The sequence below is a fragment of the Aquamicrobium zhengzhouense genome (assembly GCF_016124105.1).
Classification (GTDB): domain Bacteria; phylum Pseudomonadota; class Alphaproteobacteria; order Rhizobiales; family Rhizobiaceae; genus Aerobium; species Aerobium zhengzhouense.
In genome coordinates this window covers 55719-80801 of record NZ_JADGMQ010000017.1, presented here as the reverse complement: position 1 = coordinate 80801, position 25083 = coordinate 55719, and the positions used below count along the sequence as shown (strand labels likewise).

At 59.7% G+C, this 25083-nt stretch carries 21 protein-coding genes; 13 read left to right on the top strand and 8 right to left on the bottom strand.

Annotation, left to right across the window (positions count from 1 at the left end):
- Positions 1-1209 carry a 3-oxoadipyl-CoA thiolase gene (gene pcaF, locus IOD40_RS17755; RefSeq protein ID WP_198478039.1) on the top strand — a complete coding sequence of 403 codons (1209 nt, stop codon included), beginning with the start codon at positions 1-3 and terminating at the stop codon, positions 1207-1209.
- A 123-nt stretch (positions 1210-1332) separates the two neighbouring features.
- Positions 1333-1707 carry a hypothetical protein gene (locus IOD40_RS17750; RefSeq protein ID WP_198478038.1) on the top strand — a complete coding sequence of 125 codons (375 nt, stop codon included), beginning with the start codon at positions 1333-1335 and terminating at the stop codon, positions 1705-1707.
- A 4-nt stretch (positions 1708-1711) separates the two neighbouring features.
- Here IOD40_RS17750 and IOD40_RS17745 read toward each other — a convergent pair whose 3' ends face one another.
- Positions 1712-2692 (bottom strand): GlxA family transcriptional regulator, encoded by a 981-nt coding sequence (locus IOD40_RS17745; protein WP_198478037.1) that lies wholly within the window; start codon positions 2690-2692, stop codon positions 1712-1714.
- Positions 2693-2769: 77 nt separating this feature from the next.
- On the opposite strand from IOD40_RS17745, the gene IOD40_RS17740 reads away from it, so the two are divergent.
- From IOD40_RS17740 to IOD40_RS17710, 7 genes are read left to right on the top strand one after another with little or no spacing between them, the layout of a single operon-like run.
- On the top strand, positions 2770-3687 hold the full coding sequence (locus IOD40_RS17740; RefSeq protein WP_198478036.1) for a BKACE family enzyme: 918 nt from the start codon (positions 2770-2772) through the stop codon (positions 3685-3687).
- 3 nt (positions 3688-3690) lie between these two features.
- Positions 3691-4707 carry a 3-hydroxyacyl-CoA dehydrogenase NAD-binding domain-containing protein gene (locus tag IOD40_RS17735; RefSeq protein WP_198478055.1) on the top strand — a complete coding sequence of 339 codons (1017 nt, stop codon included), beginning with the start codon at positions 3691-3693 and terminating at the stop codon, positions 4705-4707.
- 2 nt (positions 4708-4709) lie between these two features.
- Positions 4710-5873, top strand: a complete 1164-nt coding sequence (locus tag IOD40_RS17730; protein WP_198478035.1) for an acyl-CoA dehydrogenase family protein — start codon at positions 4710-4712, stop codon at positions 5871-5873.
- 1 nt (position 5874) lies between these two features.
- The gene (locus tag IOD40_RS17725; protein WP_198478034.1) at positions 5875-8019 is read left to right on the top strand and encodes an acetate--CoA ligase family protein; all 2145 of its coding nucleotides are present in this window, start codon (positions 5875-5877) and stop codon (positions 8017-8019) included.
- Complete coding sequence (locus IOD40_RS17720) at positions 8020-8802, top strand: carnitinyl-CoA dehydratase (protein ID WP_198478033.1); 783 nt, start codon at positions 8020-8022, stop codon at positions 8800-8802.
- A 1-nt stretch (position 8803) separates the two neighbouring features.
- Positions 8804-9745, top strand: a complete 942-nt coding sequence (locus IOD40_RS17715) for an alpha/beta hydrolase (RefSeq protein ID WP_198478032.1) — start codon at positions 8804-8806, stop codon at positions 9743-9745.
- 16 nt (positions 9746-9761) lie between these two features.
- Positions 9762-11351: an ABC transporter substrate-binding protein gene (locus tag IOD40_RS17710; RefSeq protein WP_198478031.1), complete on the top strand. Its 1590-nt coding sequence runs from the start codon at positions 9762-9764 to the stop codon at positions 11349-11351.
- 43 nt (positions 11352-11394) lie between these two features.
- Here IOD40_RS17710 and IOD40_RS17705 read toward each other — a convergent pair whose 3' ends face one another.
- The 7 genes from IOD40_RS17705 to puuE all read right to left on the bottom strand — a co-directional run bounded on the left by IOD40_RS17705 (position 11395) and on the right by puuE (position 19716).
- Positions 11395-13053: an ABC transporter ATP-binding protein gene (locus IOD40_RS17705; RefSeq protein WP_198478054.1), complete on the bottom strand. Its 1659-nt coding sequence runs from the start codon at positions 13051-13053 to the stop codon at positions 11395-11397.
- Complete coding sequence (locus tag IOD40_RS17700; protein WP_198478030.1) at positions 13053-13877, bottom strand: ABC transporter permease; 825 nt, start codon at positions 13875-13877, stop codon at positions 13053-13055. The genes IOD40_RS17705 and IOD40_RS17700 overlap by 1 nt, the downstream gene beginning before the upstream one ends.
- 11 nt (positions 13878-13888) lie before the next feature.
- Entirely contained in the window at positions 13889-14842 is a 954-nt protein-coding gene (locus IOD40_RS17695; RefSeq protein ID WP_198478029.1) for an ABC transporter permease, read from the bottom strand.
- Positions 14843-14849: 7 nt separating this feature from the next.
- Complete coding sequence (locus IOD40_RS17690) at positions 14850-16442, bottom strand: ABC transporter substrate-binding protein (protein WP_198478028.1); 1593 nt, start codon at positions 16440-16442, stop codon at positions 14850-14852.
- Between the two features lie 457 nt (positions 16443-16899).
- Positions 16900-17400, bottom strand: coding sequence for an ureidoglycolate lyase (locus IOD40_RS17685; protein ID WP_198478027.1), 501 nt, complete (start codon positions 17398-17400; stop codon positions 16900-16902).
- A 43-nt stretch (positions 17401-17443) separates the two neighbouring features.
- Positions 17444-18271: a bifunctional allantoicase/(S)-ureidoglycine aminohydrolase gene (locus tag IOD40_RS17680; RefSeq protein ID WP_198478026.1), complete on the bottom strand. Its 828-nt coding sequence runs from the start codon at positions 18269-18271 to the stop codon at positions 17444-17446.
- A gap of 11 nt (positions 18272-18282) precedes the next feature.
- Positions 18283-19716 (bottom strand): allantoinase PuuE, encoded by a 1434-nt coding sequence (gene puuE / locus IOD40_RS17675; RefSeq protein ID WP_198478025.1) that lies wholly within the window; start codon positions 19714-19716, stop codon positions 18283-18285.
- 170 nt (positions 19717-19886) lie between these two features.
- On the opposite strand from puuE, the gene uraH reads away from it, so the two are divergent.
- The 4 genes from uraH to xdhC are packed head-to-tail and all read left to right on the top strand — an operon-like array spanning position 19887 to position 24953.
- Entirely contained in the window at positions 19887-20252 is a 366-nt protein-coding gene (gene uraH, locus IOD40_RS17670; protein WP_198478024.1) for a hydroxyisourate hydrolase, read from the top strand.
- A 1-nt stretch (position 20253) separates the two neighbouring features.
- Positions 20254-21729 (top strand): xanthine dehydrogenase small subunit, encoded by a 1476-nt coding sequence (xdhA, locus tag IOD40_RS17665; protein ID WP_198478023.1) that lies wholly within the window; start codon positions 20254-20256, stop codon positions 21727-21729.
- 1 nt (position 21730) lies between these two features.
- Positions 21731-24088: a xanthine dehydrogenase molybdopterin binding subunit gene (xdhB, locus tag IOD40_RS17660; RefSeq protein ID WP_198478022.1), complete on the top strand. Its 2358-nt coding sequence runs from the start codon at positions 21731-21733 to the stop codon at positions 24086-24088.
- A gap of 46 nt (positions 24089-24134) precedes the next feature.
- Positions 24135-24953, top strand: a complete 819-nt coding sequence (gene xdhC / locus IOD40_RS17655) for a xanthine dehydrogenase accessory protein XdhC (RefSeq protein ID WP_198478053.1) — start codon at positions 24135-24137, stop codon at positions 24951-24953.
- The last annotated feature ends 130 nt before the right edge of the window (positions 24954-25083 follow it).

The window sequence follows — 25083 nt, the reverse complement described above, 5'->3', positions numbered from 1 at the left end:
ATGACCGAAGCGTATATTTGCGACTATGTTCGCACTCCCATCGGCCGCTTCGGCGGTTCGCTCTCTTCCGTTCGCGCAGACGATCTGGGTGCGGTGCCGCTCAAGGCGCTGATGGAGCGCAACCCGAATGTTGACTGGGAAGCCATCGATGACGTCGTCTTCGGCTGCGCCAACCAGGCAGGCGAAGACAACCGCAACGTTGCGCGCATGTCGCTGCTTCTCGCTGGCATGCCGGTTTCGATCCCGGGGTCGACCGTAAACCGTCTCTGCGGTTCGGGCATGGACGCGCTGACGATTGCAGCACGCGCCATCAAGTCGGGCGAGTTCGAAATCATGATCGCTGGCGGTGTCGAGTCGATGAGCCGTGCGCCTTTCGTGATGCCGAAGGCGGAGACGGCGTTCTCGCGAAACGCCGAGATCTACGACACCACGATTGGCTGGCGCTTCGTCAACCCGTTGATGAAGAAGCAGTACGGCGTCGATTCGATGCCGGAGACCGGCGAGAACGTTGCTGAGCAGTTCAACGTTTCGCGTGCGGATCAGGACGCGTTCGCCGTTCGCAGCCAGGCTAAGGCCGTCGCAGCGCAGGAGAATGGACGTCTCGCCAAGGAAATCGTCTCGGTGACGATCCCGCAGCGCAAGGGCGATCCGGTCGTCGTCAGCAAGGACGAGCATCCCCGCGCTGGCACCACGATCGAAACGCTTGCCAAGCTTGGCACGCCTTTCAAGAAGGAAGGCGGCACGGTTACGGCTGGCAACGCGTCCGGTGTCAATGACGGCGCAGCCGCGTTGATCGTTGCCTCGGAAGCTGCGGTCAAGAAGTACGGCCTGACCCCGATCGCTCGCTTTGTCGGTGGTGCCGTTGCCGGCGTTGAGCCACGCATCATGGGTATTGGTCCGGCTCCGGCATCGCACAAGCTGTGCGCTCGTCTTGGCATCAAGCCGACCGACTTCGACATTGTCGAACTCAACGAAGCGTTCGCTTCGCAGGGAATTGCCGTGCTTCGTGATCTCGGCATTGCCGAGGACGCTGAGCACGTGAACCCGAATGGCGGCGCGATCGCTCTGGGCCACCCGCTGGGAATGTCGGGGGCGCGTATCGCCGGTACGGCGGCTCTGGAACTGCGCGAGCGCGGTGCAAAGCTGGCGCTGGCTACGATGTGCATCGGCGTTGGCCAGGGCATCGCCGTGGCACTCGAGCGCGTCTGACAGGAGACGATTGCGGATTACGAATGGCGGGGCAAGTCCCCGCCATTTTTGTATGAACCGCATGGTGCAGCTTGCCGCAACGGCACGGAGGGAGTAGGCCACAACGACGTAGAGGGGAAATCAATGCAGTCAATTGCGAAAAATGCAGCAGCGCTGCTTTCGGTCATCGGTATCGGCGTCCAGGCTATCGTCTGCTTCATGATCGCCGAAGGGCCGATCGGCAGCTTCCATATCGGGCTGTTCGGCGCGGCGAGCCTTTCCTATCTGATCAGCCTGTCGCTCGCTCTGCGCACCAGCCTCTGGCTTGCGGCTTTGGTCATTGCAGTGGCGTGTCTTTTGCTTGATTTTTACGCGCTGTACGGTGCTTTCGTGGCTCCGACCTCTTCGACAGAAGCGTTGAGCCTCCTGGTCGTGCCGGTCTTCAAGCTTCTGGGTGTGGTGCCGATCGGGCTTCTCTGCGGGATCCTTGCCAACCGTTTCATGCCGAAATCTCGGTAAGCTATCAGCCATTTCTCAGTTGGGTTGGCGGCATCCCAAACGCGCTGCGAAAGGCGCGCGAGAATGTGGCCGCTCCCGAAAAGCCGGTGCGTGCCGCGATGTTTGCCATCGGTTCAGAGGTGTCGAGCACGAGGCGCCTTGCCGCAAGCAATCTCAGACGCAGGTTGTATGCCCCTGGCGTCTCTCCAACTGAAGCTGCGAAAATCTTCTCAAGCGTGCGGGGGGAAAGCCCAAGTCGTTTTGAAATCGCGGCTGTTGTAAGAGGGCTGTCTATGTGGTTTTCCATCAGCCGGATTGCATTGACCAATCGCGGGTCGTAACCGTCCAGCCTGCCGAGAGAAACCAAAGGCTGCGCATCGGTGGCGTCGCGCGCCTGATCGTAGATGAAGACACTCGCCACATCGAGCGCGACGGTCATGCCAAGCCTTGACCGGATCAGGTGGAGCATGAGGTCGAAGGTGGGAGAGGCTCCGCCCGAGGTGAACAAAGGTCCATCGATCACGTAGCGATCGGGGCGCACATCACACCCAGGAAAGCTGACCGAAAAATCTTCCAGATCTTCCCAATGCGTGGTGGCAGCCCGTCCCTCAAGCAGCCCCGCATGGCCGAGAACCCAGCTTCCAGCTTCTACTCCGCCAATTGCCCGCTTGCGTCTGGCAGACAGGCGCAGATCTCGAAGGAATGGCCTTGCCCTTACGTGGCGGGTGCCAAACCCACCGACGATAATGAGAACATCGGATTCGTCCTGCAGGTCGAACTTGCCACTTACGGCGACCGGGATTCCCGAGGTGGTCAGCGGATCTTGCCCGTCTTGGGAGACGATCTTCCAGTGGAATTTCTTCTCGCCCGTTATTCGGTTGGCGGCGCGCAGGGGATCGATTGCTGATGCAACGCACATGATCGAGGTGCCCGTGAAGATGACAAAGGTCAGCCGTAACGGGGACTGATCGGGAATGAAAATCGATCGCGGTTCGCTATTCATCAAGAACAATTCGTAGAATGCAAAGCGTAAGCCTGCAAGTGAGGCATCATCCTTCCCATACGTAATGAGGGAGGACCGCCATGCCATTGGCAATGAATCGCGAGGTGTTCATCACCTGCGCTGTTACAGGTTCAGGTAGCACTCAAGACCGCAGCCCACACGTTCCGCGTTCTCCTAAGCAGATCGCGGAAGCGGCGATTGACGCGGCGAAGGCCGGCGCTGCGATCGTTCACTGCCATGTCCGTGACCCCGAGACGGGCACACCGCGCCGCGACGTCGCGCTTTATCGTGAGGTGACGGAGCGGATCCGCGATGCCGAGGTCGACGTTGTCTTGAACCTGACCGCCGGAATGGGCGGCGACATGGTTTTCGGAGATGTCGAGAACCCTCTTCCGCTTCGCGAGAAGGGTACCGATATGGCGGGCGCCAGCGAGCGCGTCGAGCATGTCCGCCAGTGCCTACCGGAAATCTGTACGCTTGATTGCGGCACCATGAACTTCGCCGAAGCCGACTACGTGATGACCAACACGCCCGGCATGTTGCGGGCGATGGGCGGCATGATGACGGAGATGGGTGTCAAGCCGGAGATCGAGGCCTTCGACACTGGCCATCTGTGGTTTGCGAAACAGCTCGTCACGGAGGGCGTTCTGAAGCCTGATGCGCTGGTCCAGCTCTGCATGGGCGTTCCATGGGGCGCACCGGATGACCTCAACACCTTCATGGCGATGGTCAATAACGTTCCGAAGGAATGGACGTTTTCCGCCTTTGCGCTCGGGCGCAACCAGATGGCCTACGCGGCAGCGGCGGTGCTGGCCGGCGGCAATGTCCGCGTCGGACTGGAAGACAATCTTTGGCTCGACAAGGGCGTGCTCGCGACCAACGCCCAACTCGTCGAACGCGCCGTGACCATCATCGAAAACATGGGAGCCCGCGTCATCGGCCCCGATGAAGTGCGCGCGAAGCTAGGCCTCACCAAACGCACTCCGCTGGCTGCGTGAGGGATCATGATGATCAAGAAAGCAGCCTGCATCGGTGGTGGCGTGATCGGAGCCGGATGGGTTGCCCGGCTGGCTCTTAATGGAATTGACGTTGCCTTGTTCGATCCCGACCCGGAGGCGGAGAGGAAGGTATCGGAGGTCATTGAGGGCGCACGCCGGGCCTACAAGAACATGGTTCCCGACGGCCTGCCGAAGGAAGGCACGATTTCCTATGTGAAGACAATTGCAGAAGCTGTAGCGGATGCAGATCTGATCCAGGAAAGCGTCCCCGAGCGGCTGGAGCTCAAGCACAAGGTGCTGTCGGAGATCGACAGAAATGCTCGCCCTGATGCGATTATCGGCTCGTCGACGTCCGGTATCAAGCCAAGCGATATGCAGCCCGCATTAGCGAAAAATCCTGAGCGGCTGGTCGTCGCGCATCCCTTCAACCCCGTCTATCTCCTGCCGCTGGTCGAAATAGTTGGCGGCGAGAAGACGTCCGCGGATGCGATTGAGAAGGCGAAGCAGCTTTATGCGTCGATCGGCATGAAGCCCGTCGTGATCCGCAAGGAGATCGAAGCCTTTGTCGGTGATCGCCTCCTTGAGGCGATGTGGCGTGAAGCGCTTTGGCTGATCAAGGACGGCATCTGCTCCGTTGAAGAGCTGGACGATATCATGCGCTATTCGTTCGGTCTGCGCTGGGCCCAGATGGGGATGTTCCAGGTCTATCGCATTGCGGGCGGCGAATCGGGCATGCGGCATTTCATGGCACAATTCGGGCCCTGCCTCTCTTGGCCCTGGACCAAGCTGATGGACGTGCCGGAGTTCAATGAAGAACTGGTCGAGCTGATTGCGACGCAATCGGACGAGCAGTCCGGCCGCTGGTCGATCCGTGAGCTTGAGAAGATCCGCGACGACAATCTCGTGGCGATCATGGAAGCGCTGGGCCGACAGAACGATGGCAGAGGCTGGGGCGCAGGCGAACTGCACAACGCCTATGTCGAGCAGCTTTCTCAACGCGCAAAACCAGACGAGGCCTGAAGATGGATTTTGGGCTTACCGAGGAACAAAGACTCATCGTCGAGACGACCAGAGCATTCGTCGAAAACGAACTTTATCCGCATGAAGCCGAGGTGGAACGCACCGGAATATTGCGGCCCGACCTGATTAAAGAGCTTCAGGCGAAGGCAATCGAAGCCGGGCTTTACGCGGCGAACATGCCCGTCGACGTCGGAGGTGCGGGCCTCGATACGCTGACCTGGCTTCTTTACGAAAAAGAGCTTGGTCGGGCGAATTATGCCTTGCATTGGACATGCGTTGCGCGGCCATCCAACATCCTTCTCGCCGGCAGCCCTGAGCAGCGGGAGAAATACCTTTATCGGTGCATTCGCGGGGAGACCTGGGATTGCCTGGCAATGACCGAGCCGGGTGCCGGTTCTGATCTGCGTGGGATGAAGGCGACAGCGCGACAGGATGGCGATGACTTCGTCCTGAATGGCACCAAGCACTTCATAAGCCACGCGGACATTGCCGACTTCGCCATCGTGTTCATGGCAACTGGCGAGGAGGATACGCCACGGGGCAAGCGCAAGAAAATCACGGCCTTCTTCGTCGACAAAGGAACGCCTGGTTTCACGGTTCGTGACGGGTACCGAAACGTCTCGCACCGGGGATATACGAACTCTGTCCTTGAGTTCGATGATTGCCGGCTGCCGAAGGAGCAGGTCCTTGGCGAGGTAGACAAGGGCTTCGAGGTCGCAAATTCGTGGCTTGGTGCAACACGATTGCAGGTAGCGGCGACGTGCCTTGGGCGTGCTGAACGTGCGCTGGGCCATGCCATCGACTATTCGGCAAGCCGGGAACAGTTCGGCCAGCAGATCGGCAAATTTCAGGGCGTCTCGTTCAAGCTGGCCGATATGGCGACCGAGCTGAAGGCAGCCGAATTGATGGTTCTCGAGGCTGGCTGGAAATATGACGCCGGGACCGTCACCGATCAGGACATGGCAATGGCCAAGCTCAAGGCCACGGAGATGCTGGCCTTCGTGGCTGATGAAGCCATTCAGATCCATGGCGGAATGGGCCTTATGGACGAACTGCCCCTGGAGCGGATCTGGCGCGACGCGCGTGTCGAGCGGATCTGGGAAGGCACCAGCGAGATCCAGCGGCACATCATTTCGCGGGCGCTGCTGCGCGAAGTCGGAGGCTGACATGGCGGTTCGGGGGGGAGACCGTCTGTCAGAAGCACAATCCGTAACTGCGGCACCTTTTGCGGGCACGCACCGGCTGGAGCGGTTGCTGCGGCCGAAGACTATAGCTGTCATCGGTGGCGGCGGCTTTGCGCCGAATGTGGTGCGCGAATGCCTCAAGATGGGTTTTGACGGGCAGATCTGGCCCGTTCATCCGACGCGTTCAGAAATCTCTGGCGTCAAAGCGTTTGGCAGTATTGCCGATCTGCCGGCGCCGCCGGATGCGACTTTCATCGGCGTCAATCGCTACCTGACAATCGACATTGTTCGTGGTCTTGGGGCGATGGGCGCAGGCGGCGCAATCTGCTTTGCTGCGGGCTTTCTGGAATCTGGCGCAGAAGATGCTGACGGTGAACGTCTGCAGCGGGAGCTGATCGCGGCTGCGGGGAACATGCCGGTCATCGGCCCGAATTGCTATGGGCTGATAAATTACGCCGACGGGGCGTTGCTCTGGCCGGATCAACATGGAGGCCAGCGTCTTCCGCAGGGCGGCAAGGGCGCTGCAATCCTGACCCAATCGTCCAACATCGCCATCAATCTGACGATGCAGCGACGTGGCTTGCCAGTCGCCTATGTGATGACCGGCGGCAATCAGGCGCAGACCGGTCTTTCGGAAATGGCGCTGGGGCTCATCGAAGATGAACGGGTAACCGCGCTCGGGCTCCATATCGAGGGTTTCGACAGCGTCGAAGGCTTTGCGCGTCTGGCGAGGCGCGCCCGCGAACTAGGCAAGCCAATCGTCGCCATGAAGGTCGGTCGCTCTGAAGCGGCTCGCAAGGCGACAATCTCGCATACGGCGTCGCTGGCGGGTTCGGATGCAGCTTCGGATGCATTCTTGCGCCGGCTTGGTATTGCGCGGGTGAACTCCATCCCGTCTTTTCTCGAAACGCTCAAGCTTCTGCACGCGATCGGGCCACTCAGGGGTGGCCGATTGTCATCGATGAGCTGTTCGGGGGGCGAGGCCTCGGTGATGGCAGACGCTGCTGAAGGTAGGCGCAGCATCGGTTTTCCGCCGCTCTGCCCCGATCATATTGACCGCGTCCGTCAGACTCTCGGGCCGCTGGTCGCCATCGCCAATCCGCTCGACTATCACACCTTCATCTGGAACGATCAGCCATCGATGACGGCAAGCTTCACCGCAATGGTGTCAGGCGGGTTCGACCTCAATCTTCTGATCCTAGATTTTCCGCGTAATGACCGTTGCTCGGATGAAGATTGGTGGCCGGCAATCGCTGCATTTGGCGAGGCGCTCAAGACCAATCGCGCGAAAGGTGCGGTGGTTGCCTCGATGCCGGAAAACCTGCCGGAGGACTATTCGGACCGGCTACTCGACGCCGGGATAGTACCGCTGGCTGGTATTGCCGAAGCGCTGGACGCCGCCGAAGCGGCTGCCTTCATCGGAACGAATTGGCAGAAGAATGATCAGCGGGACTTCGCCACCACGCCCAAGCTCGTAGATGGGTGCGCAAGAACCATCGCGATGCAAGATGAAGCGGTTGCGAAGTCGATGCTGCGGGAGGCTGGACTGCCAGTCCCAATGGGGGGCGTTGCGGATGCATCCTCTGCCGTAGAGGCCGCCGAACAGATCGGCTACCCGGTTGCGCTAAAAGCGCTGGGCATTGCTCACAAATCCGAAGTTGGCGCGGTGAAGCTGAACCTTGCCGACGCACATGCGTTGGCGAGCGCCGTCACCGCCCTCAGCCATCTGGGCACTGACCTTTACGTTGAGAAGATGGTGTCCGGTGGTGTGGCCGAACTGATTGTTGGTGTCACGCGCGATCCACTGTTTGGTCCGGTCATGACCGTCGGCATCGGCGGCGTGCTTGTCGAGCTTTTGCAAGACAGCGCCACAATCCTGCTTCCTGCCAACACCGACGACATCGAACAAGCCCTCAAAGGCCTGCGCATGTTCGCGCTGCTCGATGGGTATCGTGGTCGGCCTAAAGCCGATCTCGAAGCTGCTGTCGCTGTCGTGAAAGGCATTGCCGACTTTGCCCTCGAACATGCGGATCAACTCGAGGAACTCGACATCAACCCGCTGATCGTCTGCGAAACGGGCAAGGGTGCCTGGATTGCAGATGCACTGCTGGTGACCAGGGAGGATTAGATGAACGACGTTGTGAAGACGCACCGGGACGGTGCGATCCTTGAAGTCACCCTTGACCGGCCAAAGGCCAACGCCATTGACCTGGCGACTAGCCGGCTGATGGGCGAGACATTCAAGGCGTTCCGGGATGACGCCAGTCTGCGGGTGGCGATCGTCAAAACAGCGGGCGACAAGTTCTTTTCCGCTGGCTGGGACCTCAAGGCGGCGGCAAATGGCGATGCTGTGGATGGGGATTACGGCGTCGGCGGTTTTGGTGGCCTGCAGGAGTTGCGGGACCTCAACAAGCCCGTGATAGCCTGTGTTCACGGAATGGCGGTTGGGGGCGGCTTTGAACTCGCGCTCTCTTGCGACCTGATCTACGCGTCCGAAACCTCGTCCTTCGCACTTCCTGAGATCAAGGCAGGAACGCTCGCTGACGCGGCAACGATCAAGCTGCCTAAACGCATTCCCTACCATGTCGCGATGGACCTGCTTCTGACAGGCCGTTGGATGGACGCCCTGGAGGCGCAGCGATGGGGCCTCGTCAACGAAGTCCATCCGGCAAGCCAGCTCGAAGAACGCGTTTGGGATGTGGCGCGGCTCCTCGCGAGCGGACCGCCGCTGGTTTTCGCCGCCATCAAGGAAGTCGCACGGCGTGCAGAGGCAATGGAATTTCAGGAGGCGATGAACTGGGTCACCAAGCGCCAATTCCGGACAGTCGATGAACTCTACGCTTCGGAAGACAATCTGGAAGGCTTCAAGGCCTTTGCCGAGAAGCGCGATCCGGTCTGGAAGGGGAGGTGAAATGCCTGATTACAGGAAGCTGATCGACGCAGAAATCTGGGCGTTCATTGACCGCACCAATAGTTTCTATCCGGTCGATGCGGTTGACCGGACAATAGAAGAACAGCGCCGCACCTATGACGAGATGTGCAAGGCGTTTCACGCAGGCTATCCTGCTGGTGTCTCTGCGCAGGACACGTCGATTGAGACTTCGACCCATAAAATCCCAATCCGCATCTACCGCAGCGAAGAACCAAGCGACGACGCAGTTGTCCTCTATACCCATGGAGGTGGCTTCATCCTTGGTGGCCTGGAAAGCCACGACGATGTCTGTGCCGAAATATGCAAGGGGACGGGCTTCGAAGTGGTCTCGGTCGACTACCGTCTTGTGCCGGAGTTCACGCATCCGGCAGCGTACGAGGACGCCCTAGCCGCATTCGAATGGGCCGTCGCAACTTATGGTCGACCCGTCTTGTTGGCGGGCGACTCGGCTGGCGGAAATCTTGCCGCATGCGTCTCCCATGCCACCCGGCAGGCAGAACACCCTCCGATTGGGCAGGTCCTCATCTACCCCGGGCTTTGCGGCCAGCTTGGTCGGGGCTCCTATCTGGAGCATGCCGATGCACCGCTCCTGAGCGTGCGCGACATGGACTACTACCGGGAGATGCGGGCGGGTGGGCTTAACGTCGACACGGATCCCACCTTTGCGCCCTTGGTGGACGAGGAATTTGCCCGGTTGCCGCCGACCGTCGTGATTACAGCCGAATGCGATCCGCTGGCCGATGACGGACAGATCTACTGTGAGAGGGTTTCCGCCGCTGGTGGAAAGGCGCGCTGGTTCAACGAAGCGGGTCTTGTGCACGGCTATCTGCGTGCACGTCATTCGTCGGAGCGCGCCAGCCAAAGTTTTTCGCGAATTGTGGGGGCGATCCGTGATTTGGGCCGGGGCGAGTGGCCGTATTAATGGGAGGAAATGAGTCATGCAGGACGAACTGAACTACCTCGCCCAACTTGCTGCTCGGCAGCGTTTGAGCCGACGCGCATTCCTCGGCCGGGCCGCTGCGCTCGGCGTGGCTGCATCGAGCGCTTCGATGCTCCTTTCAAACGCAGCCAGAGCCGCTGGCCCGATTAAGGGTGGCACCTTGCGCATCGGCATGGTTGGCGGCGAATCCAGCGATGGTCTTGATCCGGCTGCGATCAACAATCAGGTCAAGGGCGTATTTGCCCGCTGTTGGGGTGAGAAACTGCTGGATGTGGCAGAGGATGGCACGCTCGTCCCCTACCTTGCCACCGAATATGGCGCATCGCCCGACGCGAAAGTCTGGACATTCAAGATCCGCAAAGGCGTCACATTCCACAACGGCAAGGAACTTGAAGCTGAAGACGTGCGCGCGACGATCGAGCGGCATGCAGGTGAGAGCAGCCGTTCCGGTGCGCTTGGCATTCTCGGCGGCATCGACCGTCTGGAAGCCAGTGGCGATGAATTCATCGTCACGCTGAAGGAGCCCAACGCCGACCTTCCATATTTGCTGACCGACTATCACCTCATCATCCAGCCCAATGGCGGCATGGATAACCCCGAAGCGGGGATCGGGACAGGACCCTACAATATCGGGTCACACGAGCCTGGTGTCCGTGAGATCGCCGCACGCTACGAAAATTACTGGGCGTCCGACGAGCGCGGCCATGCCGAGCAAGTCGAGATCATCGTCATCAACGACACTGCCGCAAGGTTTGCTGCGATCCAGTCTGGTCAGGTTCACCTGATGAACCGGGTCGAGCCGAAGGTTGTGGACTTCATCAAGCGCCTGCCCAACGTGTCGATCCAGAACATCACCGGCAGTGCGCATTACACGTTTGCCATGCAGTGCATCACACCGCCGTTCGACGATAATGATCTGCGGCTGGCGCTGAAATACGCGATCGACCGCGAGGCGATCCTGGAAAAGATCCTGGGTGGCTACGGAACTGTCGGCAATGACATCCCGGTAAACTCGGCCTATGCGTATTTCTCGGAGGATATCGAGCAGCGGGTATATGACCCTGACAAGGCTGCCTTCCACTTCAAGAAGTCAGGCCATGACGGGCCGATTGCCTTGCAGACTTCCGACGTCGCCTTCCCCGGCGCGGTCGATGCGGCGCTTCTTTTTCAACAGAGCGCTGAGCAGGCGGGGATCAAGCTGGACGTTCAGCGGATGCCAGGCGATGGCTACTGGGCGGAAGTGTGGAATACGTCGCCTTTCTCCGCGTCCTACTGGATCGGCAGGCCAACGCAAGACCAGCAATATTCGACTGCCTATGTCTCGAGCGCAGATTGGAATGAGACGCGTTTTCGGCGTCCAGAATTTGACGCGAAGGTCATCGCTGCGCGCGCGGAATTGGACGATGTCAAGCGGAAGGCGATCTATCGCGACATGGCGATGATGGTGCGAGATGAGGGCGGCGCGATCATCCCGGTGTTCAACGATTGGGTGGACGCGGTCTCAAACAAGGTAGGTGGCTTCACCCCACACCCGGCGGGAGAGCTCATGTACGGGCGCGCGCCCTTCAAGTGCTGGCTCCAGGAGTAGGATGAAAAAAGCCTGCGCTTCCTGACGGGGCGCAGGCTGATTTCTAGTTGCCGGCGCTCGCCATGCGCCGGCCTGATATGGCCTTCTCGAGCCAGCCAACTTCCATCTGTGGCACCGAGGAAAGCAGCAGGTCGGTGTAGTCATCAAAGGGCGGCGTCAGGACCTTGGACTTCGGCCCGTAGCGCACCACTTCGCCGCGATACATGACCGCGATGGAGTCAGCGATCGACTTCACCGTTGCAAGGTCATGCGTGATGAAGAGGTAGGCAACGTCTTCTTCGGCTTGGAGGTCAAGGAGGAGACGCAGGATGCCATTTGCCACCAGGGGATCAAGCGCGGACGTGACTTCATCGCAGATAATCAGCTTTGGCTTGGCGGCGAGCGCGCGGGCAATGCAGACGCGCTGCTTTTGGCCACCTGACAGTTCGGCCGGATAGCGGTCGGCAAAGCCCTTGCCCATCTCGATCTTGTCAAGAAGTTCGGCGACGCGTGCATCGCGTTCTTTGCCGCGCATTCCGAAATAGAACTCTAACGGGCGACCGATGATGTCCGCCACAGTCTGGCGCGGGTTCATTGCAACGTCCGCCATCTGGTAGATCATTTGCAGTTCGCGCAAATCCTCGCGCTTGCGATCAGAAAGGCGTTTCGCCAGCGTGCGTCCCTCGAACTCGATCGAGCCTTCCATTGGCGGCAGAAGCCCGGTGATGGCGCGGGCGAGCGTGGACTTCCCCGAACCGGATTCTCCGACCACTGCAAGCGTTTGACCGGGATGTATGTCGACGGAGACGTTCTTGAGAACCTGGACCACACCCCCGGCGTAGGCCGCCGTCACGTTTTTGACCGAAAGCAGCGGAGCGGAGGTGGCGGTTTTTTCGCTATGGTCAATCTGATGGACGGCCACCAGATCCCGTGTGTAATCCTGCTTCGGCTCATTGATGATCTGCTGGGTCTCGCCCCATTCGACGAGCTCTCCATGTCGCAGGACCATGATCTCGTCTGCGATCTGCGCAACGACGGCGAGGTCATGTGTTATGTACAGGGCAGCAACGCCCGTGTCGCGGATCGCATCCTTGATCGCGGCGAGAACGTCGATCTGGGTGGTGACGTCGAGCGCGGTGGTGGGTTCGTCGAAAACGATGAGGTCCGGCTCGGAGCACAGCGCCATCGCGGTCATCACGCGCTGCAGCTGGCCACCGGAAACCTGATGCGGGTAGCGATTGCCGATATTTTCGGGATCGGGAAGGCTGAGTTTTTGAAACAGCGCCTTCGCTCTGCCCTCAGCCTCGGCGCGATTGACGACCCCATGCTGAAGCGCAGCTTCCACGACCTGGTCCATCAATTTGTGAGCCGGGTTGAAGGCTGCGGCAGCTGATTGCGCGACATAGCAGACTTCGCGACCGCGGATCTTGCGGATGCCACCTCTGCCGGATTTCAGAATGTCGCGGCCATTCAGCAGCACCTCGCCGCCGGTGATGCGCACACCGCCGCGTCCGTAGGCCATCGAAGACAGGCCGATCGTTGACTTGCCAGCTCCGGATTCTCCGATCAGTCCGAGCACCCTGCCGCGCTTGAGCGACAGCGAAACGCCGTGGACGATGGTGATGTCGCGCGGAGGTTCGCCAGGCGGATAGCTGGTGGCCTCGATCTTCAGGTTTCGGATCTCGAGGAGATTGTCGCTGTTTGATGGAGTAGGTGTCGCCATCATCCTCGTCCTCCCTTGAGGCTGCTGGTTCGGTTCAGCACCCAGTCGGCCACCAGATTGACTGATATGGCGAGCGCCGCGATGGCAGCTGCCGGAATGAGCGCTGCAGGGATGCCGAAGACGATGCCCTCCTTGTTTTCCTTCACCATACCGCCCCAGTCTGCCTCAGGCGGCTGAACTCCGAGCCCAAGGAAGGAAAGTGCGGAAAGGAAAAGAACCGCATAGATGAAGCGGAGGCCAAGTTCAGAGACCAGAGGTGACAGCGCGTTGGGCAGGATCTCACGAAAGATGATCCAGCGAGTTCCTTCGCCGCGCAGTTTTGCCGCCTCAACGAAATCCATCACGTTGATGTCGGCAGCCACGGCACGTGACAGGCGATAGACGCGGGTGGAATCCAGGAAACCCATGACGAGGATCAGCGTGAGGATCGTCGATGGCAGGACTGACAACACGACGAGGCCAAAGATCAGCGTCGGGATCGACATCAACAGATCCACGAAGCGGGACAGCAATGTGTCGAACCAGCCGCCGACAACCGCAGCTGTGAACCCGAGGATCGCGCCAAGCGAGAAGGAGAGGGCCGTTGCTGCCGCCGCAATGAACACTGTGGTTCGTGCGCCGTAAATCATGCGCGAAAGAAGATCGCGCCCAAGATTGTCGGTGCCGAGCCAGAACTGCGCCGACATAGGCTCCCACACGCCTCCGACGATCTGTGCTTTGCCGTAAGGAGCGATCCATGGCGCGAAGATCGCCGCGAACAGGAAGATCGAAGTGAAGAACAGGCCTATCCAGGCGCTGACGGTGAGTGTTTTGAGATCGAACATCGCGCCGCCCCCTATCGTGGATGCCGCAGGCGCGGGTTTGAGACGATCGCTGCAATGTCCGCGATCATATTGAGCGTGATGTAAACCGCGGCGAAGATCAGACCCACCGCCTGTACAACGGGAACATCGCGTTTGGTCACGTGGTCGACCAGATATTGCCCCATGCCGGGATAGACGAAGATCACCTCGATCACGACCACGCCGACGACCAGGAAGGCAAGGTTCAGCATGATGACATTGACGATTGGGGCGATGGCGTTCGGAAATGCGTGTCGACGGATGATATCAAGCTGCGACAGGCCTTTAAGCTCGGCGGTCTCGATGTAGGCAGACTGCATCACATTGAGGATCGCAGCTCTGGTCATACGCATCATATGCGCCAGCACCACCAGGGTGAGTGCCGTAGCCGGCAGCGCAATCGCCTTCATGCGATCGAGGAAAGGCATGGCATCGTGAACGGTCGAAAAGCTTGGGAACCAATTGAGCTTCACGGCGAAGAAGAAGATCAGCACATAGCCGATGAAAAATTCAGGCAGGGAGGTGGACGCAAGGGCGAAGCCAGAGATCGTCTTGTCGATCCAGCCGTTGCGGTAACGCACAGCCAGCATGCCGAGAATGAGAGCTAACGGGACCGAAACGACGGCCGCCCAAAAGGCGAGAAAGAGCGTGTTCTTCAGCCGCGGCCAGATCGAAGTGGCGATGTCCATGCGGTTGGAAAGAGCGGTTCCGAGATCGCCAGTAAGAACGCCGCCAAGCCAGGTGAAATAGCGTGTGATGGCCGGCTCGTTGAGCCCGAGCTCACGCCGTAGGTTCTCAAGTGCCTGGGGAGTGGCCGACTGGCCGAGGATTGACGCTGCGACGTCTCCGGGGAGGATCTCGGTGCCAGCAAAGATAAGCACAGATACAGCGAACAGCAGCATGATGCCCAGCGCAACGCGCTGGGCTATTAGTTTAAGGATTTGCATTGGCCGCTCAGCCCTGTTGCAGCCAGACGCGGGTGGCCGCCCTCAAGTTGGAGGTTTCATGGTTCGGGTCACGGACCCAGCCCTGGACCTCTTCGCGCCGTGCGTCGAGGAAGTCGTTGAACATCGGCAGGATCAGCCCACCATCGTCGCGAACCTTCAGCGCCGCGTCTTGGTAAAGCTCGGCGCGCCTGGTCTGGTCGAGCTCCGCGCGGGCCTCGAGGATGATCTTGTCGAAGCCCTCATCAAAGAAGCGGGTGTCGTTCCAGTCCGCGCCCGATGTATAGGCGGTCGAATACATGGAATCCTGTGTCGGCCGGCCGCCCCAATAGGAGGCGCAGAATGGCTGCTTGTTCCAGACCTCGGTCCAATAGCCATCGCCAGGCTCACGCTGGACCTGTATTTCGATGCCGCACTGCGCAGCCTGTTGCTGGAACAATTGCGCGGCGTCGACTGCGCCAGGGAAGGCTACGTCAGCGGTACGAAGAAGGATGGAGCCATTGTGGCCCGACTTCTGGAAGTGGAACTTGGCCTTGTCGGGGTCATAGGCGCGCTGCTCGATCCCTGACGGGTAGAGCGCGTATGACTCGTTGATCGGGAAGTCGTTGCCGATCGTGGCATGGCCCATCAGGATTTGATTGACCATCTGCTCGCGATCGATCGCATATTTCAGCGCCATGCGCAGGTCGTAATTGTCGAACGGCGCGGTATTGCAGTGCATGATGAACACGTAGTGGCCCTTGGACGGGGTGCTTTCAATATGCACACCCGGCGCACGTGCCAGCAGGGCAACAGTGCGCGGCTCAACACGGTTGATGATGTGGACCTGGCCTGACTGCAGAGCGGCCATGCGCGCGGTCGCGTCGTTCATCACGATGACTTCGACCGAGGCGACGTGGCCGACGTCGTCACGCCAGTAGCCATCATATTTCGTGCCGACATGGCGAACGCCCGGCTCGTTGACCTCCACCTTGTAGGGGCCGGTGCCGATGCCCTCGTCCGGCTTGTCGTAGCCGCCATTTGGCTGGATCACGAGGTGGTAGTCGGTGAGAAGCAGCGGAAGGTCGGCGTTGCCGTGCTCCAGCTTGAACACGACGTTGTCACCGTCGACGGCGATCTCGCCGAGACCACGCAGGACGCCAAGTGCCGCGGATTCGGTTTTTTCATCCGAGTGGCGGCGGAACGTCTGGGCGACGTCTTCCGCGGTCATATCCTTGCCGTTGTGGAAGGTGATGCCCTTGCGGATCTTGAAGCGCCATTCCTTGGCGTCGTCGGAGGCTTCCCACGATTCAGCCAGAACCGGCTGCGGCGAGCCGTCTTCCGGCGATTGCAGGACAAGAAGCTCGCCCCAGGTGGAGCCGAAGTTCTGTGGTACCTGCGTCAGCCATTTGGCTGGGTCGAGGCTGTTGGTGGATTCGCCACCGATCAGACCCATGCGCAGGTCGCCGCCTTTTTGTGGGGCCTGCGCGCGCGCTGCATTGGCGAGAAGCGAATTTGCCATGGTCGCCGAGACACCCAAAGCTGCCGCGCGTCCGAGAAAATCGCGCCGACTGAGGCTGCCTTTGGCCACATGACGGCTTAGAAAATCTAGTTCTTTGGACATGTATTGCTCCTCACCCGATTGTTTTGTCGGACCCATTTTTGTGGGCTGCGTTAGGCGCGCCTCGTTTCCGTCATATTGACGGCAAAATAGCCTGCGCCACAAGGCGCGCTGCGACATGGTTTGGCGTTTTTGTCGGCACTCTATTGGTCAAAAAACTACCCCCTATACGGAGAGGGATTCAACCATTTGGCGATATATTCTTGGAGGATACTGCGAATGCGTGCCGTGATGACCGGATAATGCACGCCGTATCAGTCGGACACGATACGCCGCTAAACGCCTAAGAACTAAGGAAGAACGGGGTTGGCCGTCCAAGCGGATCTCGTCTTGAGATCGCCCGGTTTCAGGAGCCAGATTTTCGGTGGATTGTCGGATGCAACGCTTTGGTTGCATCAATATGCGTCATGAAACGCGCTTTCCAGATGGCATATTTTACCCTCCGGAAAGCGACGTACCCCTATTCGGGAAGTCTGATTTCCCACGGTTCCTGGAAAAAATGCTCTTCCAGATTGTTCCCATCGCCGCCGCGATCGATGACGACAAAGTCCTGCGCGGAGCCGACTGGAGTGAGAACCCCGTGCCATAGATTGGGCGGATAATTCACGCCTTGTCCCGGCGCGGTCAGAAATGCGTGCGGTGTACCGGGCTCTCCGTCCTCGTCTTCGCAGACGACCACCAGAAATGGCTGAGGCGATAAAGGCATGAACGCCTGACTGCCCAGCGGGTGGCGCTCGACCATGGTAAGCTTCAGTGGGAACTCGTAGGGAGTTCCCTTGAAGATCGACACCAGGACCCGCGGGTTTTCACCTTTGATCTCGACTTTGCACAAATCATGGTAGCGCTCGCACTTGCCAGCGTTAATCGGGTAGTGCGTGTCGCAGTCGGTGTCGATGACATCGCCAAACCTCGCGAATGCCTCGCGCGTCAGAGGTTGTGCGGTGATGATGCGATTGCTCATGCGTGCAACCTGCAGATAGAGCTCGTACTACCGCAAAATGTTCTCATCTGAAGCTCAGCTTGGCGTGGCGGTTAACGTCCTTGTAGAGGAGGTAGCGGAACTTGCCGGGGCCGCCAGCGTAGCAGGCCTGAGGGCAGAACGCGCGCAGCCACATGAAGTCGCCAGCCTCCACTTCCACCCAGTCGCGATTAAGCTTGTAGACTGCCTTGCCTTCGAGGACGTAGAGGCCATGCTCCATCACGTGGGTCTCTTCGAAGGGGATGACCCCACCTGGTTCGAACGTGACCACAGTGACGTGCATGTCGTGGCGAAGGTCCTCAGGGTCGACAAAACGGGTCGTAGCCCAGGCGCCGTTGGTGTCGGGCATCACCGAGGGGGCGATATCTTTCTCGTTGAGGAAGAGCGGGTCCGGCACGTCGATACCTTCGACGAATTCGTAGGCCTTGCGGATCCAGTGAAAGCGCGTTGTTGCTGTGCTTTCATTGCGCAACGTCCAGCCGCTTGCAGGAGGCAGGTAAGCATATCCACCCGGGGTCAGGACGTGCTTGTCGCCGTCCAGCGTCACGGTGACCTCGCCCTCGACGACGAACAGAACGCCCTGCGCATCCGCGTCCGGTTCAGGCTGATCGCTGCCACCGCCGGGCGCCACCTCCATGATGTACTGCGAGAAGGTCTCTGCAAAACCGGAGAGTGGCCGTGATATGATCCAAAGGCGCGTCTTGTCCCAGAACGGCAGATAGCTGGAGACGATGTCACTCATCACCCCCTTGGGGATGACGGCATAAGCCTCGGTGAAGACGGCGCGCCCGGTGTGCAGTTCCGTTTGTGCAGGAAGGCCGCCGTGAGGGGCGTAATAGCTTCTGTCAGTCATTTTCTTGTCCCTCAGGCTGGCAAGACATCCCTAAGCCGAATTTCTGCAATGCGCTCCACCTGCTTGCAGGCGGTTGCGAACTCGGTTTCGCGGCTGTTGTTGATACGGGTTTGGAAGGCGGCAAGAATGCTCGCCTTGGTGTTGTCCTTCACCGCAATAATGAACGGGAAGCCGAATTTCTCGACATAGGCCGTGTTCAACTCGGTGAAGGTGCTGCGCTCCTCGTCGGTCAGCGCGTCGAGACCGGCTGATGCCTGCTCGTTGGTCGATTCCGGGGTGAGCCGCTTTGCCAGGGCAAGTTTTCCAGCAAGATCCGGATGCGCGCGAAGGACGCCCAGACGCTCATCTTCGCTCGCAGAGCGGAAGATCCGGGCCAGCGCGTTGTGAAGGCCGCCTGCGGAATCATGTGCCGGCCCTAGCTCTAGCTCGAAAGCACGTTCCGCGATCCAGGCTGAGTGCTCGAAAATACCGCAAAACCTGGAGACGAATTCCTCGCGGTTCATGCGGCTTGGCCGTAGAGCGGCCGGTCGGTATGAATGTTCCGCGCGCCAATGTTCCGCGATCTGGCCTCGCGTCGGCAGCCAGACCTTGTCATGGCTTTTGACGTAGTCGATGAAGCGCTTGAGAGCGGCGGCGCGACCCGGGCGGCCGATCAGCCGGCAATGCAAGCCAACGCTCATCATCCCGCCGCGTCCCTGCTTGCCTTCTTCATAGAGCGTGTCGAAGGAATCCTTCAGGTAGGTGAAGAACTGGTCGCCGGAGTTGAAGCCCTGGGCCGTCGCAAAGCGCATGTCGTTCGCATCGAGCGTGTACGGGATGACAAGCTGCGGCGAAATCTGATTGCCGTGGCCATCATGATCCAGCCAATAGGGCAGGTCATCATCGTAGGTATCGGAAATCCAGTCGAAGCCGCCTTCGCTAGCCGACAGGCGCACTGACCAGACGGAAGTGCGGCCAAGATACATGCCGCGCGGACGCTCGCCGACCACCTCGGTGTGCAGACGGACCGCCTCAAGAAGGTCGGCCCGCTCGGTCTCCTCGTCGTGATCCCGATAGTCGATCCAGCGCAGGCCGTGGCTGGCGATCTCCCAGCCAGCTTGCTTCATGGCCGCTACCTGATCGGGGGAGCGGGCGAGCGCTGTCGCCACTCCATAGACGGTGACCGGAATCTGAGCTTCGGTGAACATGCGATGGAGCCGCCAGAAACCGGCGCGCGCGCCATATTCGTAGATCGATTCCATGTTCCAATGGCGCTTGCCGGGCCACGGCGCAGCGCCGACCACTTCCGACAGGAAGGCTTCAGAAGCGGCATCGCCATGGAGAATGTTGTTCTCCCCGCCTTCTTCGTAATTGACGACGAACTGGACTGCCACATGTGCGCCGCCGGGCCATTTCGGGTCCGGCGCATTCCGGCCATAGCCGCGCATGTCTCTGGGGTATCGCATCACACCTTCCCTCATTTGTCGTCAGGATAATTGAATAAATGCGCGCGCATTCCCATTGGAAAATTTGAAAGTCTTTTTGTTGGATTCGTCTCAGCGATTTGCATTGAATGCAATAGGTTGCCAAGATCAGCGGCACGAGGAAGCCGTGAGATGCGGGGCAGGAGATCATCATGGCGAAGGCAGAAGCCGGAAGGCTTACAACCCACGTTCTGGACACGGCTTCAGGCAGGCCGGCGGCCGGTCTTAAGATCACGCTCTACCGGATCAACGGTGAAGAGAGGGCGAAGATCAAGGATGTGGTGACGAACCATGACGGTCGCTGCGACGCACCGGTTCTGGAGGGAGAGGCCTTCGAGACGGGCATCTACGAATTGGTGTTCCACGCGGGCGATTATCTTCGCTCCAGCGGAGCAGTGCTGCCGGACCCGCTTTTCCTTGACCAGATTCCAATCCGCTTCGGAATGGCGGAAGCAGCGCACTACCACGTGCCGCTGCTGATCTCGCCCTATGGCTACTCGACCTACAGGGGTAGCTGAAATGGCTGCACCGATCCGCCGCGAAATTCGCTTCCTTCTAAATGGCGAGACGGTCACGCTCTCTGATGTTAGGCCAGACGATCTGCTGCTTGATTTTCTGAGGCTGCGCCGGTCATTGCGCGGCACCAAAGAGGGCTGTGCCGAGGGCGACTGCGGCGCCTGCACTGTGCTTGTCGGGCGCCTGCTTGATGGTGAGTTGGTCTACGAGACAGTCAACGCCTGCATCCGTTTCGTCGGTTCCCTCGACGCCTGCCATGTCGTAACGATCGAGCATTTGCGCGGTGAAAATGGTGGTCTGCATCCGGTGCAGCAGGCGCTCGTCGATTCCCACGGTTCGCAATGTGGATTTTGCACGCCGGGTTTCGTGCTGTCGCTGTATGCGTTGTGGATGCGCGAGCCGAACCCTTCGGATGCACGCATTGAGAAGGCGCTTCAGGGTAATCTTTGCCGCTGCACAGGCTATGAGCCGATCATGCGCGCCGCGCGGGCTATCTCGTCTTACGGCGATGCAGGGCGCGACCCGCTGGCACTGGAGCGCGCGGATTTAAAAGCGCGGCTCATCGATCTGAAAGACGGTGCCCGTGTTGAGATCGGTTCGGGCAAGGACCGGTTGATCGTTCCGGCGTCGGTCGAAGACTTCGCCGATGCTCTTGTGGCTGAACCGCAAGCGACCGTGGTTGCAGGCTCCACGGATGTGGGCCTTTGGGTCACGAAGCAGATGCGGGACATTTCTCCCGTCATCTTTATCGGTGGTCTTGCCGAGTTGCAGACCATCACCGATCATGAAAACGGCATCCGGATCGGTGCCGGCGTCAGCTACAGCCAAGCCCGCGAGTTTCTTGCGCAGCGCATACCGGCACTCGGTCCGCTGGTGGATCGAATTGGTGGCGAGCAGGTTCGCAACATGGGAACGATTGGCGGCAATATCGCCAACGGTTCACCGATCGGCGACACCCCGCCGCCGTTGATTGCACTCGGTGCATCCCTGACGTTGAGGCGCGGCAATGACCGGCGCTGCATTCCGCTTGAGGATTACTTCCTCGCCTATGGGAAGCAGGACCGCCAGCCGGGCGAGTTCGTGGAATCGGTGCACGTACCTTATCCGGCAGAAGATGGGCATTTCGCCGTCTACAAGATCTCGAAGCGCCGTGACGAGGATATTACGGCGGCGCTGGGCGCCTTTAATGTTCAGATCCGTGACGGCGTAGTCGCATCCGCGCGCATCGCTTATGGCGGCATGGCGGCAACTCCGAAGCGCGCCAAAGCTGTCGAAGAGGCGCTTATCGGCAAGCCATGGTCGGAGGAGACCGTGGCAGCGGCTCAGGAGGTCTATGCAATCGATTATCAGCCGCTGACCGACATGCGTGCAAGTGCGCAATATCGCCTGCTGGCTTCGAAGAACCTGCTCCTTCGTTTCTATCTGGAGACGACGGGCACTTCGCAGCCGTTCAAGATCAAGCGCTACGAGGAGGCGTGAGATGGGCAATCATCCGGTTCAGGATCTGAAGGCGGCTCGCATCAAGGGTGGCGTTCACACGTCAGAGCGCCATGATTCAGCTCACAAGCACGTCAGCGGCGCGGCAATTTACATTGACGACATTGCCGAGCCAGCCGGAACGTTGCACGCGGGCCTCGGCTTTTCTACCGTCGCGCACGGGGTCATCAAGTCGATGGATCTGTCGGAGGTGCGTCGCGCACCTGGCGTCGTCACGGTGCTTACCGCCCAGGACGTTCCCGGCGTCAATGACATCTCGCCGTCAGGAATGAATGATGATCCGATCCTTGCCGACGGCAAGGTCGAGTTTCATGGACAGCCGATATTTTGTGTCATCGCAGAAACGCGCCATCAGGCACGCCGTGCGGCCCGGTTGGCCAGGGTCGAGTATGAAGAACTGCCTGGTGTCATAGACATCTGGGATCTTGATGCCGAAAGCCACAAACAGGTGTTCACGCCGCTAACGCTGAAGCGGGGCGATGCGCCGGAAGCCATCGCGAAGGCGCCCCGTCGCGTGAAGGGACGCATGCGCCTTGGGGGGCAGGATCATTTCTACCTTGAGGGACAGATTTCTCTGGCGGTGCCGGGGGAAGATGATGAGGTGACGGTCTACTGCTCGACACAGGGACCGAGCGAGACCCAGCACATGATCGCGCAAGCGCTGGGCGTAGCGTCGCACGCTGTGACCGTCGAGATCCGTCGCATGGGCGGCGGCTTTGGCGGCAAGGAGACCCAGGCGAACCAGACCGCAGTTCTTGCTGCGATCGCAGCCAAGAAACTTGGCCGTCCTGTCAAGCTTCGTCTGGATCGCGATGAAGACATGATGGCGACCGGCAAGCGGCATGATTTCGCCATTGACTACGATATTGGCTTTGACGATGAGGGGCGCATCCTCGGCGTTGACTACACATTTGCGCTCCGCGCCGGTTTTTCCGCAGATCTCTCTGGTCCGGTAGGTGACCGCGCGCTCTTCCACTGCGACAACACGTACTTCTTCCCGCACGTGGTCGCGAAGTCAGCCTTGCTGAAGACGAACACCGTCTCCAATACTGCATTTCGCGGCTTTGGCGGCCCGCAGGGGATGGTGGGCGCCGAAAGGGTCATCGAAGAGGTGGCTTTTGCTGTCGGCAAGGATCCGCTCGAGATCCGAAAGCTGAATTTTTACGATCCGATGGGCAGCGAAGGGGAACGAAACGTCACTCCCTACCACCAGAAGGTCGAGGACTGCATCATTCAGCAGATCGTTGCGGAGCTCGAAGAGAAGGCTGACTATGCTGGCCGTCGTCGCGAAATCGCGGCCTTCAACGCCAATAGCCGCTACATCAAGCGTGGTCTGGCCCTGACGCCCGTCAAGTTCGGCATTTCGTTCACCAAGACCGAATCCAATCAGGCCGGTGCGCTGGTCCACGTCTACGCTGATGGTTCTGTCCATATGAACCATGGCGGCACCGAGATGGGGCAGGGGCTCCACCTCAAGGTGGCGCAGGTCGTCGCCGAAGAATTCCAGATTGACCTCGACAGGGTTCGCATTACCGCCACGACGACCGGAAAGGTTCCGAATACGTCGCCGACAGCCGCGTCATCTGGCGCAGACCTTAACGGCATGGCGGCGCAGAACGCGGCGCGGCAGATCAAGAAGCGTCTGATCGACTTTGCGGCGGACAAGTTCGGTGTTCCCCATGAACAGGTGGTTTTCCTTCCGAACCGTGTGCGGGTGGGAAACCAGGAAATTCCGTTCAATGAGATCGTCCGCCTGGCTTACATGTCGCGGGTGCAGCTTTCTGCTGCGGGCTTCTACAAGACACCAAAGATCCACTGGGACCGGTCTGCTGGCAAGGGACATGCGTTCTACTACTTCGCCTATGGCGCGGCGTGCTCCGAGGTATCCGTGGATACGCTTACGGGCGAATATGTGTTGGAGCGCACGGACATTCTGCACGATGTCGGACGTTCGCTGAACCCGGCGATTGACCTTGGCCAGATCGAGGGCGGGTTCATCCAAGGCGCCGGGTGGCTGACGACCGAGGAACTGGTGTGGGACGACAAGGGCCGCCTGCGCACGCACGGGCCTTCCACCTACAAGATCCCGCTTGCCTCGGACCGGCCGAAAATCTTCAACGTTGCATTGACCGACTGGTCACAGGCCTATGAGCCGACCATCCACCGGTCCAAGGCTGTCGGCGAGCCGCCTTTGCCGCTCGGCATTTCTGTTCTGCACGCTCTTTCGGATGCGGTGGCAAGCGTCTGTGACCACAAGGTCTGCCCACGGCTTGATGCGCCGGCTACGCCCGAAAGGGTGTTGATGACCATCGAGCGGCTCAAGGCAGAAGCTGGCCGGTGAAGATCGGCCACTCGGAAAGGCATAGAGCGTGGCGGAAAGTTCCGGCATGAAGCCCAAGGCGCGAAGACTTCGCGATTTTCTCGCCGCTTCGCGGAATATCGCTCTGGTTGAGGTCATTGAAGCCAAGGGGTCGACGCCGCGTGAAGTCGCGACGTGGATGCTGGTGTCTCGTGATGCGATCTTCGGGACTATTGGCGGCGGGCAGCTTGAATTCATGGCCATTGCCCGTGCCCGTGAAATGATCGAGCAGAATGTCGAGACGACCAGGCTTGACGTTCCGCTCGGCCCGGAAATCGGCCAGTGCTGCGGTGGTCACGTCAAACTTTACCTTGTGCTGCTGGACGAAGAACTGCGCGAAGCGATACCGCAGCGCATCAGTTTCGAAGAAGAAATCCAGCCGCATGTCTATCTGTTCGGCGGCGGACATGTTGGCCACGCGCTGGCGCAGGCTCTGGCGCTCCTGCCGCTGACCGTGGCGATGGTGGAGACACGCCCGGAGGAACTTCTGGGTGCGCCTGAGGGCGTCAGGACGATTGCAACGGCTGTCCCGGAGGAGATTGTGCGCGGTGCACCTGCCGGATCTGCGTTCGTCATTCTCACCCATGATCACGCGCTCGACTTCTTGATCGTTTCGGAAGCTCTGGGCAGGAATGATGCCGCCTATGTCGGGATGATCGGCTCCAAGACGAAGAAGGCGACGTTCAAGAGTTGGTATTTGCGCGAGGCAGGCGGGGGTGAAGAGGCCTTCGACAAGTTGGTTTGTCCGATTGGCGGCTCTAGCGTCAAAGACAAGCGGCCTTCAGTTATTGCAGCACTGGTCTCTGCCGAGTTGCTGCATTTCCTGCCTGGAGAGCGCCAAATCTAACCAGGCGGAACCCAAAGCCCCTCAGATTGTTTCTATGACGAACTAACTGAGGGTTATGTCATGAACAGCATCATTTACATCGTAGGCCTTGTCGTCATCGTCGTCGCCATCCTTTCATTTCTCGGCATCG

Bases quoted from the DNA above. Each gene is read 5' to 3' on its own strand.
- puuE (WP_198478025.1), bottom strand. From the start codon at position 19,716: ATGCGATACCCCAGAGACATGCGCGGCTATGGCCGGAATGCGCCGGAC.
- IOD40_RS17710 (WP_198478031.1), top strand. From the start codon at position 9,762: ATGCAGGACGAACTGAACTACCTCGCCCAACTTGCTGCTCGGCAGCGT.
- IOD40_RS17750 (WP_198478038.1), top strand. From the start codon at position 1,333: ATGCAGTCAATTGCGAAAAATGCAGCAGCGCTGCTTTCGGTCATCGGT.
- IOD40_RS17725 (WP_198478034.1), top strand. From the start codon at position 5,875: ATGGCGGTTCGGGGGGGAGACCGTCTGTCAGAAGCACAATCCGTAACT.
- IOD40_RS17720 (WP_198478033.1), top strand. From the start codon at position 8,020: ATGAACGACGTTGTGAAGACGCACCGGGACGGTGCGATCCTTGAAGTC.
- IOD40_RS17685 (WP_198478027.1), bottom strand. From the start codon at position 17,400: ATGAGCAATCGCATCATCACCGCACAACCTCTGACGCGCGAGGCATTC.
- xdhA (WP_198478023.1), top strand. From the start codon at position 20,254: ATGGCTGCACCGATCCGCCGCGAAATTCGCTTCCTTCTAAATGGCGAG.
- xdhB (WP_198478022.1), top strand. From the start codon at position 21,731: ATGGGCAATCATCCGGTTCAGGATCTGAAGGCGGCTCGCATCAAGGGT.
- uraH (WP_198478024.1), top strand. From the start codon at position 19,887: ATGGCGAAGGCAGAAGCCGGAAGGCTTACAACCCACGTTCTGGACACG.
- IOD40_RS17690 (WP_198478028.1), bottom strand. From the start codon at position 16,442: ATGTCCAAAGAACTAGATTTTCTAAGCCGTCATGTGGCCAAAGGCAGC.
- xdhC (WP_198478053.1), top strand. From the start codon at position 24,135: ATGAAGCCCAAGGCGCGAAGACTTCGCGATTTTCTCGCCGCTTCGCGG.
- IOD40_RS17715 (WP_198478032.1), top strand. From the start codon at position 8,804: ATGCCTGATTACAGGAAGCTGATCGACGCAGAAATCTGGGCGTTCATT.
- IOD40_RS17680 (WP_198478026.1), bottom strand. From the start codon at position 18,271: ATGACTGACAGAAGCTATTACGCCCCTCACGGCGGCCTTCCTGCACAA.
- IOD40_RS17700 (WP_198478030.1), bottom strand. From the start codon at position 13,877: ATGTTCGATCTCAAAACACTCACCGTCAGCGCCTGGATAGGCCTGTTC.
- IOD40_RS17695 (WP_198478029.1), bottom strand. From the start codon at position 14,842: ATGCAAATCCTTAAACTAATAGCCCAGCGCGTTGCGCTGGGCATCATG.
- IOD40_RS17705 (WP_198478054.1), bottom strand. From the start codon at position 13,053: ATGGCGACACCTACTCCATCAAACAGCGACAATCTCCTCGAGATCCGA.
- IOD40_RS17730 (WP_198478035.1), top strand. From the start codon at position 4,710: ATGGATTTTGGGCTTACCGAGGAACAAAGACTCATCGTCGAGACGACC.
- IOD40_RS17740 (WP_198478036.1), top strand. From the start codon at position 2,770: ATGCCATTGGCAATGAATCGCGAGGTGTTCATCACCTGCGCTGTTACA.
- pcaF (WP_198478039.1), top strand. From the start codon at position 1: ATGACCGAAGCGTATATTTGCGACTATGTTCGCACTCCCATCGGCCGC.